A 14,501-nucleotide genomic window follows, 5' to 3' on the forward strand; every position below is an offset into this window, starting at 1 on the left:
ATCTCCGCAGTAGAAAAGTGGCAGGAAAATTCGCTTTCATCCAAGCATAGCGCAAATCAGCGGGTCACCAGAGCGGCAAAGCCGCGCTCCATATCCTCGCGCAGGTCGTCGGCGTGTTCCAGTCCGACACTGATCCGCAGCAAGCCGTCACCGATCCCCGCGGCGGCCCGTGCCTCGGGACTGACCCGGCTATGGGTGGTGCTCGCCGGGTGCGTAATGGTGGTCTTGGCGTCGCCGAGATTGGCGGTCAGGGAGAGCAGACGCAGGGCATCGACAAAGGCCCACGCCGCTTTCTGGCCACCGTGCAGGTCGAAGGACAGGATGGCGCCCGGCAGGCGTTGCTGACGCGCGGCAAGAGCCTGCTGCGGATGGCTGTCGAGGCCCGGATAATAGACCCGCGCCACTTCCGGCCGTGCCTCCAGCCATTCGGCGATCTTCCCGGCGTTGGCGCAATGGCGTTCCATACGCAGTCCGAGAGTCTCCAGACCCTTGAGCTGCACCCAGGCATTGAAAGGACTGAGGCTCGGACCCGCCGTCCGCACGAAATTGCGGGGCCCGCTATTGAGCAGTTCGGTACTGCCGCACACCGCGCCCCCCAGAGTTCTTCCCTGCCCATCCAGATATTTGGTGGCGGAGTGAATGACCAGATCAGCGCCAAACTTGAGGGGCTGCTGCAAGGCCGGCGTGCAAAAGCAGTTGTCCACCACCAGCCAGGCATCATGGGCGTGGGCCAGATCCGCCAGGGCCTGCATATCGCCAATCTCGGTGAGCGGATTGGAAGGCGTTTCAAGGAAGAGCATACGGGTGTTGGGACGCAGCGCCGCGCGCCACGCCGACACATCGGCCAGCGGCACAAAGCTGGTCTCTACACCGAAGCGACTGAGAATATTGCCGAGCAATTGCACCGTCGTACCAAAAATGGAACGGGAAGCGACGACATGGTCACCCGCCTTGAGTAACCCCATGAAGGCGGTCAGACAGGCGGCCATGCCCGAGGCCGTGGCGACGCAGGCTTCCGCCCCCTCCAGCGCGGCAAGCCGTTCTTCAAAGGTGCGTACCGTAGGATTGGTGAAGCGCGCGTAGATATTTCCCGGTACCCTGCCGGCAAAACGGTCTGCGGCTTCTTCTGCTGAGTCGAAGACGAAACTGGAGGTGGGGAAGATGGCTTCGCTGTGCTCTTGCTCCTGGGTACGGTGAATACCGGCACGGATGGCGATGGTTTCCGGACGCAGCCGGTCCGCCCAGTCGGGGTTGGTATTTTTGGTGTTCATCGCAGCTCCTTGATCAGGTGCAGTTGGCGCGAGCCATGTCCTTCGGGCGTCGGTAACGGATAATCATCGCTGAAGCAGGCATCGCAGAAACCCTGCCCACGCCCCCCCACCGCCTCATACAAAGCGTCCAGGGTAATGTAGCCCAGGCTGTCGGCGCCGATGATTTTACGCACCTCTTCAATGCTGTGCTGGGCCGCGATGAGCTGGGAGCGATCCGGAGTATCGATGCCGTAATAGCAGGGGCCGATCGTGGGCGGCGCGCTGACCACGAAATGCACCTCGCGCGCGCCGGCGGCCCGCACCAGACTGACGATTTTAGCGCTGGTGGTGCCCCGAACGATGGAATCATCCACCAGAACCACCCGTTTGCCACGCAGTATGTTGGGCTGGGCATTGAGCTTGACCTTAACCCCGAAATCACGACCACGCTGTGCCGGTTGAATGAAGGTGCGGCCCACATAGTGATTGCGGATCAGCCCCAACTCGAAGGACAGACCGGAGGCCTCGGCATAGCCCATGGCCGCCGCAACCCCGGAATCGGGGACCGGCACCACCACGTCTGCGTCGCGCGGATGCAGGCGCGCCAGCGCCTGGCCGATGCGCTTGCGCGCCGAATATACATGAATGCCATCCAGCACGCTATCCGGACGGGCGAAATAGATATATTCAAAGACGCACATACGCCGGCCAACGGACGCGAACGGCTTACGGCTCTCGATGCCGCTTTTGGAAATGACGATCAGTTCGCCTGGCTCGACATCACGGACAAACTCCGCCCCCATGAGGTCGAGGGCGCAGGTCTCGGAGGCCAGCACAAAGCCGCCGGAGTCGATCAGACGCCCCAGCACCAGCGGCCGAAAACCCATGGGGTCGCGTACCCCGATCAACCGGCTCTCGGTCAGACAGACCAGGGAATAGGCGCCGGAAACCTGCTGCAAGGCCTCCGCCAGGCGGGAACCGGCATCGTCGCCCGGAACACGGGCGAGCAGGTGAACGATGACCTCGGTATCCATATCGGTATGGAATATGGCCCCCTCCCGCTCCAGCCGAGTGCGGAGTTCCACCGCATTGACCAGATTGCCGTTATGGCCGACGGCAAAGGCACCATGTCGGTAATTGATAAATATGGGCTGGGTGTTGCGTAATTCCGAGCCACCTGCAGTCGAATAACGCACATGGCCGATCGCCTGTTCGCCGGGCAGCTTGCTGATCTGTTCCAGTCCAAAGACATCCGCCACCCGCCCCATACCGCGCTGCACAAAGAGCTTACCTCCGTCACCCGAAACGATGCCCGCCGACTCCTGTCCCCGGTGTTGCAGGGCATAGAGGCCGAGATACGTCAGGTTGGCGGCTTCGGGATGGCCAAAGACCCCGACGACCCCGCATTCATCATGGAAATGGTCGTCGTCCACGGCATGCTGCATCACATTGTCATTTTGCAAATTTTTGCGACTCCAAATAGGAGACGGCAGGTGCCGTCAACGATTGCGACCAGCGGCTCACCGGCTCCTGTGCCAGCCAGGAACTCTCCCACCAGGGGGACCGGGACAGGCCCGCAGACTGCACCAGAGTAACTACGATGGCAATCAGTACCAGTCCCCGCAAAAAACCGAAGAAAGCCCCCAAAAACCGGTCCGTCGCCCCGAAACCAATGCCGTATAATAGCTTACGAACGACAAAAGCGCATAGGGTCCCGACGATCAGGCAGGCAAAAAAAAGGAGGAGAGAGGCTAACGGCACTCGCCAGTCCACGGGGATCTGCGCAGGCAGCCGGGGCGCCAGCCAACTGCCGCCCCAGTTCCAGGCCACATAAAACCCACCGACCCACGCCGCCAGGGAAAAAAACTCGCGCACCATTCCGCGGAAAAGGCCCCAGAGTGCAGACAGCACTACCAGCCCCACCGTGGCGGCATCTACCCACAAGATCATGACGGGTCACTCATCAGCCATGCCATCGGTAACTGTTTGACGAGATGAAAGGAACCGAAGCAAAGCAGAATATCTCCGGTCGCCAGCGTCGTTCTGGACCGCGCCAGGGCCTGTTCCATGCTGGCATCCGCCGATACCGCCGTTGCCCCCAGCCCCTGGAGGGTATCGCGGAGCTGCAGCATCGTCGCCGCACGCGGGGTATCGGTGATCTCCAGCACATGCCAGGCATCCACCTCGTGCAGCAGTGGCGCGAGTGTGCCTGCGATATCCTTGTCGGCGAGCATGCCGACAACGGCGTGACATCGCCCGGAGCCCTTTCGTGCCGCCAGCAACGCCGCCAGTTGCCGCGCCGCCTGCGGGTTATGGGCGACATCCACCAGCAGGTCGGGGCCATTCTTACCCCAAGGCTGAAGCCATTGACAGCGACCCGGCAATTGCGGCAGCAGCGTCCATGCGGAAACCGCCGCATCGGACACTGGTAACTTCTCCTGCAGCAACGACACGGCCGCCAGCGCCAGCGCCAGATTGGCCCACTGTACGCCGCCCCCCCACAAAGGCGGGGGCACCTCCTTCCCGAGCCCGAATCCTGACCATTTCCCGCGCAGTGGATCAATATGAAAGTCCCGCCCCAACCGCTGGAGGGGTACTTCGTCGCGTACCGCAGCCTCCAGCACCGACGCGCAGGGGTCTTCCATATCCCCATAGAGGGCGGGCACTCCACGACGGAATATACCCGCCTTTTCACGGCCGATGGTGGCGCGATCGGATCCCAGCCAGTCCTGATGGTCCAGATCCACGGTGGTTACGATACTGCAATCCGGGGTAAAGGCATTGACCGCATCCAGACGTCCCCCCAGGCCGACCTCCAGAATCGCCACGTCGACCCTGGCGACAAGCATCATCCGTACCGCAGCGAGGGTAGCGATCTCGAAATAGGTGAGCGGGATCTGTCGAACTGTGGCGGTGATTTCCGTGAATTGCTGATGCCAGAGGGATGCGGGTGCAGGCTGGCCATCCAGCCGCAGGCGTTCGGTAAACTGCCAGAGGTGCGGGCTGGTATAAGCGCCAACACGATAGCCCGCCTGGCGATAGAAGGTCTCTAAATAAACCACCGTGGAGCCTTTGCCATTGGTGCCACCCACCAGTATTACCGGCATGGGCAAACGCCCGGGCATCTTCAGCGCCGCCAGAGCGGCCCGCATTCGCTCCAGACCCATGACGATTTGCTCCGGTGGTCCGGCCAGTTCAGCGACCCGGTCGCTGAGAGAATCCGCCAGCAGTGCCACCGGCTACACCCGCTCCCGTGCGCCGCGTTTAATGCGGACTCGGGGCATGGGTCAGCATCCCCAGCATCTCGCTCACCACCGCGCGCATCTGGCGGCGATCGACAATCTGATCGATGGCGCCGTGCTCCAGCAAATATTCCGCGTGCTGAAAACCCTCCGGCAGCTTTTCACGGATGGTCTGCTCGATCACCCGCGGGCCGGCAAATCCGATCAGGGCCTTGGGCTCCGCGATCAGAATATCTCCCAGGGTGGCCAGACTGGCGGAGACACCGCCCATGGTCGGATCGGTGAGCACCGAGATGAAAGGCACCCCCGCCTTGGCCAGCCGCTCCACGGCGGCAGAAGTCTTGGCCATCTGCATCAGGGAAAATAGTCCTTCCTGCATCCGTGCCCCGCCACTGGCACTAAAGCAGACCAATGGACAGCGCTCGGTCAGCGCAGTCTCCGCTGCACGGGCAAAACGGGCCCCCACCACCGATCCCATGCTCCCGCCCATGAACTCGAAGGCAAAAGCGGCAACCACCACCGGGCGCCCTTCCAGGAGGCCGCGCATCACCACCAGGGCGTCTTTCTCTCCGGACTTGGCCTGGGCTTCCTGCAGGCGGTCCTTATAGCGCTTCTGATCCTTGAAGCGCAGGGGATCCACCGGAACGTATTCCTTCGCAATCTCCAGCCGGGGTTCTGCATCGAGGAAGAAATCCAGACGCCGCCGGGCGCTGATCCGCTGATGATGTCCGCAGTGGGGGCAAACGTAAAGATTTTCCTCCAGCTCCGTACGGTAGAGCACCACCTGACAGGTGGGGCACTTGGACCACAGTCCCTCAGGTACGGTGCGCTTGTTCTCGCTCACAACGGAGGCGTCTGCCGACGTTTTTTTGATTTTGGGTGGCAGTATCCGATCGAACCAGCTCATGCGCCTCTCCTTTCCGTACTCCGCACGGCCTGGACCAGCGGCTCGATAAAGCGGGTCGCCGCCGCAATGGCTTCCTCATCCGTCGCACATGCCGCCAGTTGATCGACCAGTGCACTGCCGACGACCACCGCGTCGGCCCCGGTCGCCACCCGCGCTACCGTCGCCGCATCGCGAATGCCAAAACCGATGGCCACGGGCAGGCCCAGTTGTTGGCGCAGTTGCTGTACCCGCTCCAGAACCTCAGCCCAGTCCGCCTGGGCTGCGCCGGTAATACCGCGCAGAGATACATAATATACAAAACCACTGCCCATACTGCGGACGGTCGCCACGCGTTCCGGCCCGCTGGTCGGCGCCAGCAGGAAAATGGGATCGATACCCTGCTGGCGGAGAACGACGGCTTCACCGCGCCCCTCCTCCGGGGTCAGATCCACCAGAATGACACCGTCCACCCCCGCCGTCGCAGCAGCCTCGGCAAACAAGGTTATACCCATGGCTTCTACCGGATTCAGATAACCCATGAGAATGATGGGCGTGTGGCTGTTGGTCGTGCGGAATTCGCGCACCCACTCCAGGACCATGCGCAGCTTCACCCCCCGCGCCAGCGCCCGCTCACTGGCGCGCTGGATGCTCGGACCATCGGCCATGGGGTCGGAAAAGGGCATCCCCAGTTCGATGGCATCGGCACCCGCGGCGACCAGCGCATGCATCAGGGGCACCGTCGCGGTCAGGGATGGGTCACCCGCCGTCATGAAAGGAATGAGGGCGGCACGACCCGCATCCCGGAGTTGGGCAAACAGCCCGGCGAGACGGCTCATAAATGAATACCCTCCAGGGTGGCGACGGTATGAATATCCTTATCGCCTCGCCCGGACAGGTTGACGATAATGGTCTGATCAGAGCGCATGGTCGGCGCCAGGCGGAAGGCGTGGGCCAGCGCATGGGCGCTTTCCAGCGCCGGAATGATGCCCTCGGTGCGGCACAGGCGATGGAAGGCGGCCAGCGCTTCTTCATCGGTAGCCGCCACATACTCTGCCCGGCCGGTATCCTTCAGATAGGCATGCTCTGGTCCCACCCCCGGATAGTCCAGCCCCGCCGAGATGGAGTGGGTTGGCAGAATCTGCCCGTCTTCGTCTTCCATCAGGTAGGTCCGGTTACCATGCAATACCCCTGGACGTCCGGTAGTGAGGGGGGCGGCGTGTTGTCCGGTGCCAAGACCCAGACCACCTGCTTCGACACCGATCATCCGCACCGCCTTATCTTCGATAAAGGGATAAAACAGGCCGATGGCATTGCTGCCCCCGCCCACGCAGGCGATCAGACAATCGGGGAGCCGTCCCGTCAGCTCGAGGCACTGCGCCCGCGCTTCGTCGCCAATGACCCGGTGGAAGTCCCGCACCATAGCCGGATAGGGATGCGGTCCCGCCACCGTTCCGATCACGTAAAAAGTGCTTTCGACATTGGTTACCCAGTCCCGCAAAGCTTCGTTGAGCGCATCCTTCAGGGTGCGGGTACCGCTGCTGACCGCCGCCACCTGCGCACCCAGCAAACGCATACGAAACACATTGCTGGACTGGCGCCGGATATCTTCCTCGCCCATATACACCAAGCATTCCATACCATAGCGCGTCGCGACCGTCGCCGTGGCGACGCCATGCTGCCCCGCGCCCGTCTCGGCGATTACCCGTTTTTTGCCCATACGCCGGGCGAGCAGCGCCTGACCGACGGCATTATTGATTTTGTGCGCGCCAGTGTGGTTGAGGTCCTCCCGCTTGAGATATATTTGCGCTCCACCCAACTCCCTGGAAAGGCGCCCGGCATGATAGAGTGGATTGGGACGGCCGACGAACTGGCGCAGTTCACTGTGCAACTCGGCACGAAACTCCGGATCCTGCTGCGCCTCCTGGTAGGCATGCTCCAATTCCTCCAGCGCCGGAATCAGGGTTTCTGCAACGAAACGTCCGCCGTAAGGACCATAGTGTCCCAACGCGTCCGGTAAAGCATAAGTTCCCATTCTCTCTCCCTCAGGTACCGCGCACCCGTGCGACAAACCGTGCCATTTTGTCATGATCTTTGCGTCCGGGCGACCGCTCCACCCCGCTGCTCACATCTACCGCATAAGGCCGGGCGATGGCGATGGCCTCGGCAACATTTTCGGCATGCAGCCCACCCGCCAGAATCAACGGCTTGCCCAGATCCGGCAGTCGCCACCAGTCGAAACTCCGGCCCGAGCCCCCCCAGACGCCCGGCGCGGCGCAGTCCAGCAGCAGTCCCTGCGCGTCGTGATAGGCGTCCACCGCCGGCCGCAGGTCTTGCGCTGCAGTCACCCGCAACACCTTGATGTAGGGACGGCCGAATCCCCGGCAGAGGGATGGCGATTCATCACCATGAAATTGCAGGACATCCAGAGGGCACTGCTGCAGCGTAGAGGCGACATCGGCAGCTTCCGCGTTGACGAAAAGGCCGACGCGGGTGACGAACGGCGGCAGTGCCGCAAGAATTTTCCGGGCACGCACAGCATCCAGCGCCCGCGGACTGCTCTGGTAGAACACCAGCCCGACGGCATCCGCGCCGGCGGCGGCCGCCGCGCGGGCGTCCTCCGCATTCGTGATACCGCATATCTTGATACGCACCATCGGCACATTCTAACACTGCGACTGGCAGAAAGCATGAGCGCCGCCGACCGGCAGCGCCCGTCAATCACCCGTCAGGAAACCGGCGTCCACCGCATCCACCGGCAGCCCAAACTCCGCAGGATAACGCGGCGCCACGAAATAAAGGCCACCCGGCGGGGCCGTAACGCCGGCCCGACAGCGATCGCGACTGGCCAGCACCTCCGCCGCCCAATCCACGGGCCGGTCAGCCTTGCCGATGGCAATCAGCACACCCACAAGATTGCGCACCATGTGATGCAGGAAACCGTTGGCCTCGGCATCGACGGCAATCAGATCGCCCCGCCGGACGACCCGAAGCTGGCACAAATTCCGTACAGGACTTTTGGCCTGGCAGGCGGAGGCGCGAAAAGCGGAAAAATCATGGGTGCCCAGCAGAGTTTGCGCCGCTGCCTGCATGGCCTCCACATCCAGGGGGCTGTATATCCAGGCGGTGTGATTCCGCCATAGGGCGGATTTCTCGCGACGATTGAGGATCACGTAACGATAACGCCGGGCCGTAGCGGAGAAACGGGCGTGGAAGCTATCCGGGACGACCCTGGCCCAACGCAGCGCCACCCCCGCGGGTAACGCGGTATTGGCGCCACGCACCCAGGCGTCGGGACGCCGCACGACCGGGCTGTCGAAATGCACCACCTGACATAGGGCATGCACCCCCGTATCGGTTCGCCCGGCGACGACGACAGAGATCGGGCACTGGGCCACCTGGCTCAACGCAGCCTCAACAACACCTTGTACACTGTCCTGATCCAACTGGCGTTGCCAGCCACAGAACCCGTTGCCATCGTATTCGAGGCCCAGTGCCCAGCGGGTGCCTCTCGGCTCTGCCAACTGCTCCACCGCCAGGCCGGGTTAAAGGCTTCTCAGCAACTGCCGGGCTTCTTCCTGATGGGCACCACTGTCTTCCCGAATCAGTTCTTCGAGCAGATCGCGTGCCGATTCACCGTCACCCATCTCCACATAGGCCTTGGCCAGGTCGAGTTTGGTGCCCATGGCATCCCAATCCGCGACACCCGGACTGTCAGACGGCGCCCCGCCGGCGGGAGACTCGGCAGCAGGTGCCGGAGCAGGTGCCGAAACGTCCGGCGCCAGTTCCAGTACCGATTTTGCCTGAGGTCCCGGGGCCCCCGTTTCCGCCTCTGCTGCCTCCATCAACCGGAACTGCTCATCGATATCCTGCAGGAGCCGCGCCTTTTCCGCCGCCGGGAAAGCGTTCAATGCTTCTCCTGCCGCAGGCTCCGCAGAGGTATGGTCGAAGTGGAAATCCAGCACATCCGGGGGCACCAACGCCGGGGACGCTTCCCCGGGGGCAGGCTGGTCTACCCCGACGACCGGGACGGAAGCGACTACCGCCCCTTCGTCGGAGATGGCGAAGAGCGGGTTACCGGGAAAGAGTCGCGCCCCTTGAGCGGCCACTTCCTGCCACGCTCCATTGTTCGGTCCGAAACGCCCCCGCATACGTTCGGCGAGATCCAGATATTCCGCGTGGCGATCCAGATTGGCATAAATGTCGAGTAGCTTGACGTACAGCTCCTTACGCCGCGGATTTTCTTCGAGGGCGTCATTGAGCACGGCGACCGCCTGTTCCGCCTTACCGTAGGTCAGATAAAGATCGGCTTGTTCGACGGGATCGATTTCGGCGGCGCCGGCATGGGGCACTCCGGCGCTTATGGCATGATCCGCAGATGGGGCGGCACTGGCCGGGGCGGCCGCGCGCGCCCCGGCGGGGACGACCGCCGCGGGCGCTGGTGCAGTAGCGGCAGTCACCGGGGTGGGCGTCCCGGATTGAGGAGGCGCTGCGGGCGCTTTAGGCGCGGTGCTCAAAACGGAAACCCGCTGGGAAATCTCTCGCTGGCGTTGTTCCGCCTCTTTTTGGCGACGCCACATCCAGATGAACAGGGCCAGCAGCAAAAGATTTCCGCCCAGCGACAGGATCAACGGAAGATTGTTGTTGCCCTCCGCCCGGGAAAGAGCGGCAAGCTGCGCGCCCTGATTGGCCAGCAGGCGCTCCTCCGCGCTCAGACGCTGCCCCAGGCCGGCCACTTCCGCCGTCAGCTTCTGATTATCCTTGCGGAGCATGGCATCCGAGTTTTGCAGCAGGCTGGCCGGGGATGCCCCGCTGGCTACGGGAGCGGTCACCGCTGCGGCAGGGGCGCTGGAAAGCACCAGGTGCGTCGCATTCCCAACGGGTTTGGCTGCAGTCGCCGCAGAAACGGCCGACGCGCTGACGGGAGCGGCGCTCGTTGCCGCTGCGGAGGCCGTCGGCGCAGTCGCCACCGCAACGACGGACAGTTTGTTCACCGCCTTTCGGGCAGATAACCAGGCGCTGGCCTGTGCGGGTGAAGCAGACTGCACCTGGGCCAGACTGGGCACCGTCAACATGGTTCCGGCATAGAGATAATCGGGATTACCGCCCTTGAATGCCTGCGGATTGGCCTTCAGCAGCGCCGCCATGACCTGATCGATGGTGACCGCATTACTGTTGACAATAGACTGCGCGGCTTGAAAAAGAGAACCGTTGACCGGCACCGGGCCGTAACGGCTGACTCTTGCCCAGCCGTGATAGAGGGGTGCGGCAGTCGTATGGCGGGCGGGCCGCGGCGTTGTCGGAGAGGCGACGGACTGCGGAACGGACGCCGGTGGCGCGGCGACGGGGACCACGTTATTCCCGATACCGGATGCCGTATACTCCCGGACCATCTGTCCTCCGGACCAGTCGAGCTGCACCAGGAAATGCAATTCCGGCTGGTCGAGCGGCAAGGGACTGCTGATCAGTACCGCCGGCCTATCACCGCTGCGCACCGTAAAATGCCAGTGATCCAGTGCGCCCGATCGGGGAAGATCGATCATCGCGAAGTCGCGGGCCGACGCGAGTCCGACGCTGAGGTTCGCTTCGCCTTTGGGGTTCAACGACTGTAGGGGAATCTCCGCGCGAAAGGGCTCCCCCGGCGCGGAGAGCACCTGCAGCGTACCGAGTCCCAGCGCCTGCGCTATGCCCGGCAAAAGCAAACCAACGCCGGCCATGGTCAACAACCACCTGTTCTTATTCATCGATATCTTCCTCATTTGGGTAACGCCAGCGCACTACGGCGAGGTCTGTCGCCGATGACGTTTTTATAGATAGTCGCGAATCAGCAACTCTGCAATCTGGATGCTGTTCAGTGCCGCGCCCTTGCGGATATTGTCCGCAACCACCCAGAAATTGATGCCCCGTACATGGGAGCAGTCGCCGCGAATGCGGCCTACATAGGTGGCGTCCTGGCCGGCCGCATCCAGTGCGGAAGGCCAGGCGCCAACCGTACCACGGTCATCCACGACGGTGACGCCCGGGGCCTTTTCCAGCAGCGCGCGGACGGCCTCCGGCGTGATGGGCTCGCGGGTTACCACGTTGACCGCTTCGGAATGGCCGTAAAATACTGGTACCCGCACACAGGTAGCAGTCAGGGCAATGTCCGGAATCTCCAGGATTTTGCGGGTCTCCCAGAGCATTTTCATCTCTTCCTTGGTATAGCCATTGTCCTGGAAGACATCGATCTGGGGCAGGCAGTTGAAGGCAATCCGCTTGGGAAACACCTCGGCAACCCCCTCCTCGTGACGAAAAATCGCCAGGGTTTGCTGGCCCAGTTCTTCGATGGCCCGCCGACCCGCGCCGCTGACCGCCTGATAGGTCGCGACCACCACCCGCTCGATGCCCGCCGCATCGGCGATGGGCTTCAGCGCCAGCAGCATCTGAATGGTCGAGCAGTTCGGGTTAGCGATGATACCGTGACGTCGGTAATCGGCAATCCGCTGCGGGTTCACTTCGGGCACCACCAGCGGGATTTCATCGTCATAGCGAAACTGAGAGGTGTTGTCGATGACCACACATCCGGCAGCCACCGCCTTCGGCGCGTACTCCGCGCTGACCTTGGCCCCGGCGGAGAACAGACCGATATCGGCCTGCGACCAATCGAAAGTCGCCGCATCCTGTACCAGCACCTGCTGGCCGTTGAAGGGCAGACGTCCACCCGCCGAGTGGCTGCTGGCCAATAGATAGAGCTTATCGACTGGAAACTTCCGCTGCTCGAGAATCTGCAGCATGACCTCGCCGACGGCACCGGTAGCGCCCAGGATGACTACGTTGTATCGCGATTTTTGCATCTGCGTATCAATCCTTGAAGTTCAGGGCATCGACCACCGCGGCACCCATGGCTTTGGTGCCGATCACCGGCGCTCCCGGCGCCGCGATGTCTGCAGTACGCAGGCCTTGATCCAGCACCCGCTGCACCGCCGCCTCCACCCGCTGCGCCCAGGGCTCGGCATCGAGAGAATGCCGCAGCATCATCGCCACGGACAGAATCGTGGCTAAGGGATTCGCCTTGTCCTGCCCGGCAATGTCCGGCGCCGAGCCGTGGATCGGCTCGTACATCGCCCGCCCCTCGCCCAGTGAGGCCGAGGGCAGCATGCCGATGGAGCCGGTCAACTGACTAGCCTCGTCAGAAAGAATGTCTCCGAATATGTTGCCGGTCAGCAGCACGTCGAACTGTGCCGGGGCGCGGATTAGTTGCATGGCAGCGTTATCTACATACATATGGCTGAGCTGCACATCGGGATAGTCCTGGGCCACTTCGGTGACCACCTCGCGCCACAAACGGGTGCTCTCCAGGACATTGGCCTTGTCCACCGAGCACAACTGCTTGCGACGCCCCTTGGCAGCGCGGAAGGCCACGTGGGCGATCCGGCGGATTTCATCCTCGTCATAGACCATGGTATTAAAGCCGCGACGCTTGCCATCGACCACTTCCAGACCACGCGGCTGACCGAAGTAGATATCCCCGGTCAGCTCGCGCACCACCAGGATATCGACATCGCGCACCAGCTCCGGGCGTAGCGGGGAAGCATCCAGCAACTGCGGAAAAATCTGCGCGGGACGTAGGTTCGCATAGAGATCCAGCCCCTTGCGCAGGCGCAGCAGCCCCTGTTCCGGGCGTTTGGCGGGCGGATATGCGTCCCAGCGGGGGCCGCCCACCGCACCCAGAATGACCGCATCCGCCTCCAGGGCCAACTGCAAAGAAGCTGCCGGCAAGGGATCATCGCTGGCATCCAGCGCCGCGCCGCCCACCAGGCCCTCGCTACAGTGCAGGCCGAGTCGCGCGGCCTGATCCACGGCATCCAGCACTTGCCGGGCAGCCGCCACGATTTCCGGACCAATGCCGTCACCCGCAAATATGGCTATTTTTTTCATACCAGATCCTTGTTTCATCACGATGCCAATAATAAAAGGGTTTTCCGCCCCAAAGAATTGTGGAAGGATAGCATAGGCATTGCCAGCAAGGCACGACACCCGTGAACCCGTTCATCCGTACCCCAGCCCCCGCAAACCCGCCCGATGCGCAGGACGCGGTGCAGCCGTTGCCGGTCACCGGCATCATCCTCGCCGGGGGCGCCGGTCGTCGCATGGGCGGTGCGGATAAAGGCTGGCTGGACTGGCAGGGAAAACCCCTGATCGAGCGGGCCGTCGCCATCCTGCACGGGGATTGTACCGACATCGTCATCAGCGCCAACCGCAATATGGACCGTTATGCACAATGGGGATACCGTGTCGTCTCTGATCCGACGGCCGACTTTCAGGGTCCGCTCATGGGCCTGGTCGCTGGCATGCATGCCGCGACACAAGCCTGGGTAGCCAGCATCCCGGTAGACAGTCCCTGTTTACCCCAGGATATCGTGCGCCGTATGTGGCAGGTCAAAGGCGGGCATGACCTGGTGGTGGTGCGCAGCGCCGACCATTGGCATGCTGTCATCTGCCTGTGCCGCCGCGATCTGCTGGTCGACCTGCAGCGTTATCTGGACGGCGGTGGGCGGCGGGCGCAAGGCTGGTTCCGAGACCTTTCCTTCGCTGGTCTCACTCTACCCGCCGACCTGCTGCGCAACTATAACCGTCCGGAGGATATGACATGAAAGCGCTCGGTGTAGTAGGATACAGCGGCAGTGGCAAGACCACCCTGCTCTGCGCCCTGATTCCCCTGCTACACGGGTATGGATTGAAGGTCGCGGTGGTCAAGTCGACCCACCATGACGTGGACTGGGACGCGCCCGGAAAGGACAGTTACCGGCTGCGGGAGGCAGGGGCGGATGCGGTATTACTGCAGGGTCCGAAACGCTGGTTCATGACCAGGCCCGCGCCTACGGAAGTCAGTCTGGAGACCATCCGCGCCAGCCTGCAACCACTGCCAGACCTTCTCCTGATGGAAGGGAACAAGGCGCTGGCGGTGCCGAAAATCGAAGTGCACCGGCGCGGTCTCGGGCGGCCCCTGCTTGCGCCAGATGACCCCTGCATCATGGCCGTGGCGACAGATTGCCTTCTGGACATTCCCTGCGTTCAACTGGACCTGAATACGCCATCCGTTATCGCGCAATTCATCCGCCAATGGATAAAAAAGGAAGATTGAAC

14 protein-coding genes are annotated in these 14,501 nt (G+C 62.7%); 2 read left to right on the forward strand and 12 right to left on the reverse strand.

The window, feature by feature from the left end; translation table 11 throughout:
• Positions 1–56: 56 nt before the first annotated feature.
• The 12 genes from F6A13_RS08905 to leuB all read right to left on the reverse strand — a co-directional run bounded on the left by F6A13_RS08905 (position 57) and on the right by leuB (position 13,292).
• A complete protein-coding gene (locus F6A13_RS08905) occupies positions 57–1,271 on the reverse strand; it encodes an O-succinylhomoserine sulfhydrylase (protein WP_126604210.1) in 1,215 nt (404 codons plus the stop codon).
• Entirely contained in the window at positions 1,268–2,695 is a 1,428-nt protein-coding gene (gene purF / locus F6A13_RS08910) for an amidophosphoribosyltransferase (RefSeq protein WP_192796489.1), read from the reverse strand. The genes F6A13_RS08905 and purF overlap by 4 nt, the downstream gene beginning before the upstream one ends.
• A 7-nt stretch (positions 2,696–2,702) precedes the next feature.
• A complete protein-coding gene (locus tag F6A13_RS08915) occupies positions 2,703–3,200 on the reverse strand; it encodes a CvpA family protein (RefSeq protein WP_113525470.1) in 498 nt (165 codons plus the stop codon).
• A complete protein-coding gene (locus F6A13_RS08920; RefSeq protein ID WP_126604211.1) occupies positions 3,197–4,486 on the reverse strand; it encodes a bifunctional folylpolyglutamate synthase/dihydrofolate synthase in 1,290 nt (429 codons plus the stop codon). The genes F6A13_RS08915 and F6A13_RS08920 overlap by 4 nt, the downstream gene beginning before the upstream one ends.
• 28 nt (positions 4,487–4,514) lie before the next feature.
• Positions 4,515–5,399: an acetyl-CoA carboxylase, carboxyltransferase subunit beta gene (accD, locus tag F6A13_RS08925; RefSeq protein ID WP_113525468.1), complete on the reverse strand. Its 885-nt coding sequence runs from the start codon at positions 5,397–5,399 to the stop codon at positions 4,515–4,517.
• Positions 5,396–6,214, reverse strand: a complete 819-nt coding sequence (trpA, locus tag F6A13_RS08930) for a tryptophan synthase subunit alpha (RefSeq protein WP_126604212.1) — start codon at positions 6,212–6,214, stop codon at positions 5,396–5,398. The genes accD and trpA overlap by 4 nt, the downstream gene beginning before the upstream one ends.
• Positions 6,211–7,410 (reverse strand): tryptophan synthase subunit beta, encoded by a 1,200-nt coding sequence (gene trpB / locus F6A13_RS08935; protein WP_126604213.1) that lies wholly within the window; start codon positions 7,408–7,410, stop codon positions 6,211–6,213. The genes trpA and trpB overlap by 4 nt, the downstream gene beginning before the upstream one ends.
• 10 nt (positions 7,411–7,420) lie before the next feature.
• Positions 7,421–8,032, reverse strand: coding sequence for a phosphoribosylanthranilate isomerase (locus F6A13_RS08940; protein WP_113525465.1), 612 nt, complete (start codon positions 8,030–8,032; stop codon positions 7,421–7,423).
• 60 nt (positions 8,033–8,092) lie between these two features.
• Complete coding sequence (gene truA / locus F6A13_RS08945) at positions 8,093–8,908, reverse strand: tRNA pseudouridine(38-40) synthase TruA (protein ID WP_126604214.1); 816 nt, start codon at positions 8,906–8,908, stop codon at positions 8,093–8,095.
• Positions 8,909–8,920: 12 nt separating this feature from the next.
• Positions 8,921–11,119: a FimV/HubP family polar landmark protein gene (locus F6A13_RS08950; protein WP_151528161.1), complete on the reverse strand. Its 2,199-nt coding sequence runs from the start codon at positions 11,117–11,119 to the stop codon at positions 8,921–8,923.
• Between the two features lie 63 nt (positions 11,120–11,182).
• On the reverse strand, positions 11,183–12,208 hold the full coding sequence (locus F6A13_RS08955; RefSeq protein WP_113525462.1) for an aspartate-semialdehyde dehydrogenase: 1,026 nt from the start codon (positions 12,206–12,208) through the stop codon (positions 11,183–11,185).
• A gap of 7 nt (positions 12,209–12,215) precedes the next feature.
• Positions 12,216–13,292: a 3-isopropylmalate dehydrogenase gene (leuB, locus tag F6A13_RS08960; protein ID WP_113525461.1), complete on the reverse strand. Its 1,077-nt coding sequence runs from the start codon at positions 13,290–13,292 to the stop codon at positions 12,216–12,218.
• 101 nt (positions 13,293–13,393) lie between these two features.
• Between leuB and mobA the strand changes: the two genes are divergently transcribed.
• The gene (gene mobA, locus F6A13_RS08965) at positions 13,394–14,008 is read left to right on the forward strand and encodes a molybdenum cofactor guanylyltransferase MobA (protein WP_113525460.1); all 615 of its coding nucleotides are present in this window, start codon (positions 13,394–13,396) and stop codon (positions 14,006–14,008) included.
• Entirely contained in the window at positions 14,005–14,499 is a 495-nt protein-coding gene (gene mobB, locus F6A13_RS08970) for a molybdopterin-guanine dinucleotide biosynthesis protein B (protein WP_113525459.1), read from the forward strand. The genes mobA and mobB overlap by 4 nt, the downstream gene beginning before the upstream one ends.
• The last annotated feature ends 2 nt before the right edge of the window (positions 14,500–14,501 follow it).

Source organism: Acidithiobacillus sp. 'AMD consortium' (genome assembly GCF_008926505.1).
GTDB lineage: Bacteria > Pseudomonadota > Gammaproteobacteria > Acidithiobacillales > Acidithiobacillaceae > Acidithiobacillus > Acidithiobacillus ferridurans.

What these genes read in the sequence shown, in the direction of transcription:
- F6A13_RS08905 (WP_126604210.1), bottom strand. Translation starts at nt 1,271, where the DNA reads ATGAACACCAAAAATACCAACCCCGACTGGGCGGACCGGCTGCGTCCG.
- purF (WP_192796489.1), bottom strand. Translation starts at nt 2,695, where the DNA reads ATGCAGCATGCCGTGGACGACGACCATTTCCATGATGAATGCGGGGTC.
- F6A13_RS08915 (WP_113525470.1), bottom strand. Translation starts at nt 3,200, where the DNA reads ATGATCTTGTGGGTAGATGCCGCCACGGTGGGGCTGGTAGTGCTGTCT.
- accD (WP_113525468.1), bottom strand. Translation starts at nt 5,399, where the DNA reads ATGAGCTGGTTCGATCGGATACTGCCACCCAAAATCAAAAAAACGTCG.
- trpA (WP_126604212.1), bottom strand. Translation starts at nt 6,214, where the DNA reads ATGAGCCGTCTCGCCGGGCTGTTTGCCCAACTCCGGGATGCGGGTCGT.
- trpB (WP_126604213.1), bottom strand. Translation starts at nt 7,410, where the DNA reads ATGGGAACTTATGCTTTACCGGACGCGTTGGGACACTATGGTCCTTAC.
- F6A13_RS08940 (WP_113525465.1), bottom strand. Translation starts at nt 8,032, where the DNA reads ATGGTGCGTATCAAGATATGCGGTATCACGAATGCGGAGGACGCCCGC.
- F6A13_RS08950 (WP_151528161.1), bottom strand. Translation starts at nt 11,119, where the DNA reads ATGAATAAGAACAGGTGGTTGTTGACCATGGCCGGCGTTGGTTTGCTT.
- F6A13_RS08955 (WP_113525462.1), bottom strand. Translation starts at nt 12,208, where the DNA reads ATGCAAAAATCGCGATACAACGTAGTCATCCTGGGCGCTACCGGTGCC.
- leuB (WP_113525461.1), bottom strand. Translation starts at nt 13,292, where the DNA reads ATGAAAAAAATAGCCATATTTGCGGGTGACGGCATTGGTCCGGAAATC.
- mobB (WP_113525459.1), top strand. Translation starts at nt 14,005, where the DNA reads ATGAAAGCGCTCGGTGTAGTAGGATACAGCGGCAGTGGCAAGACCACC.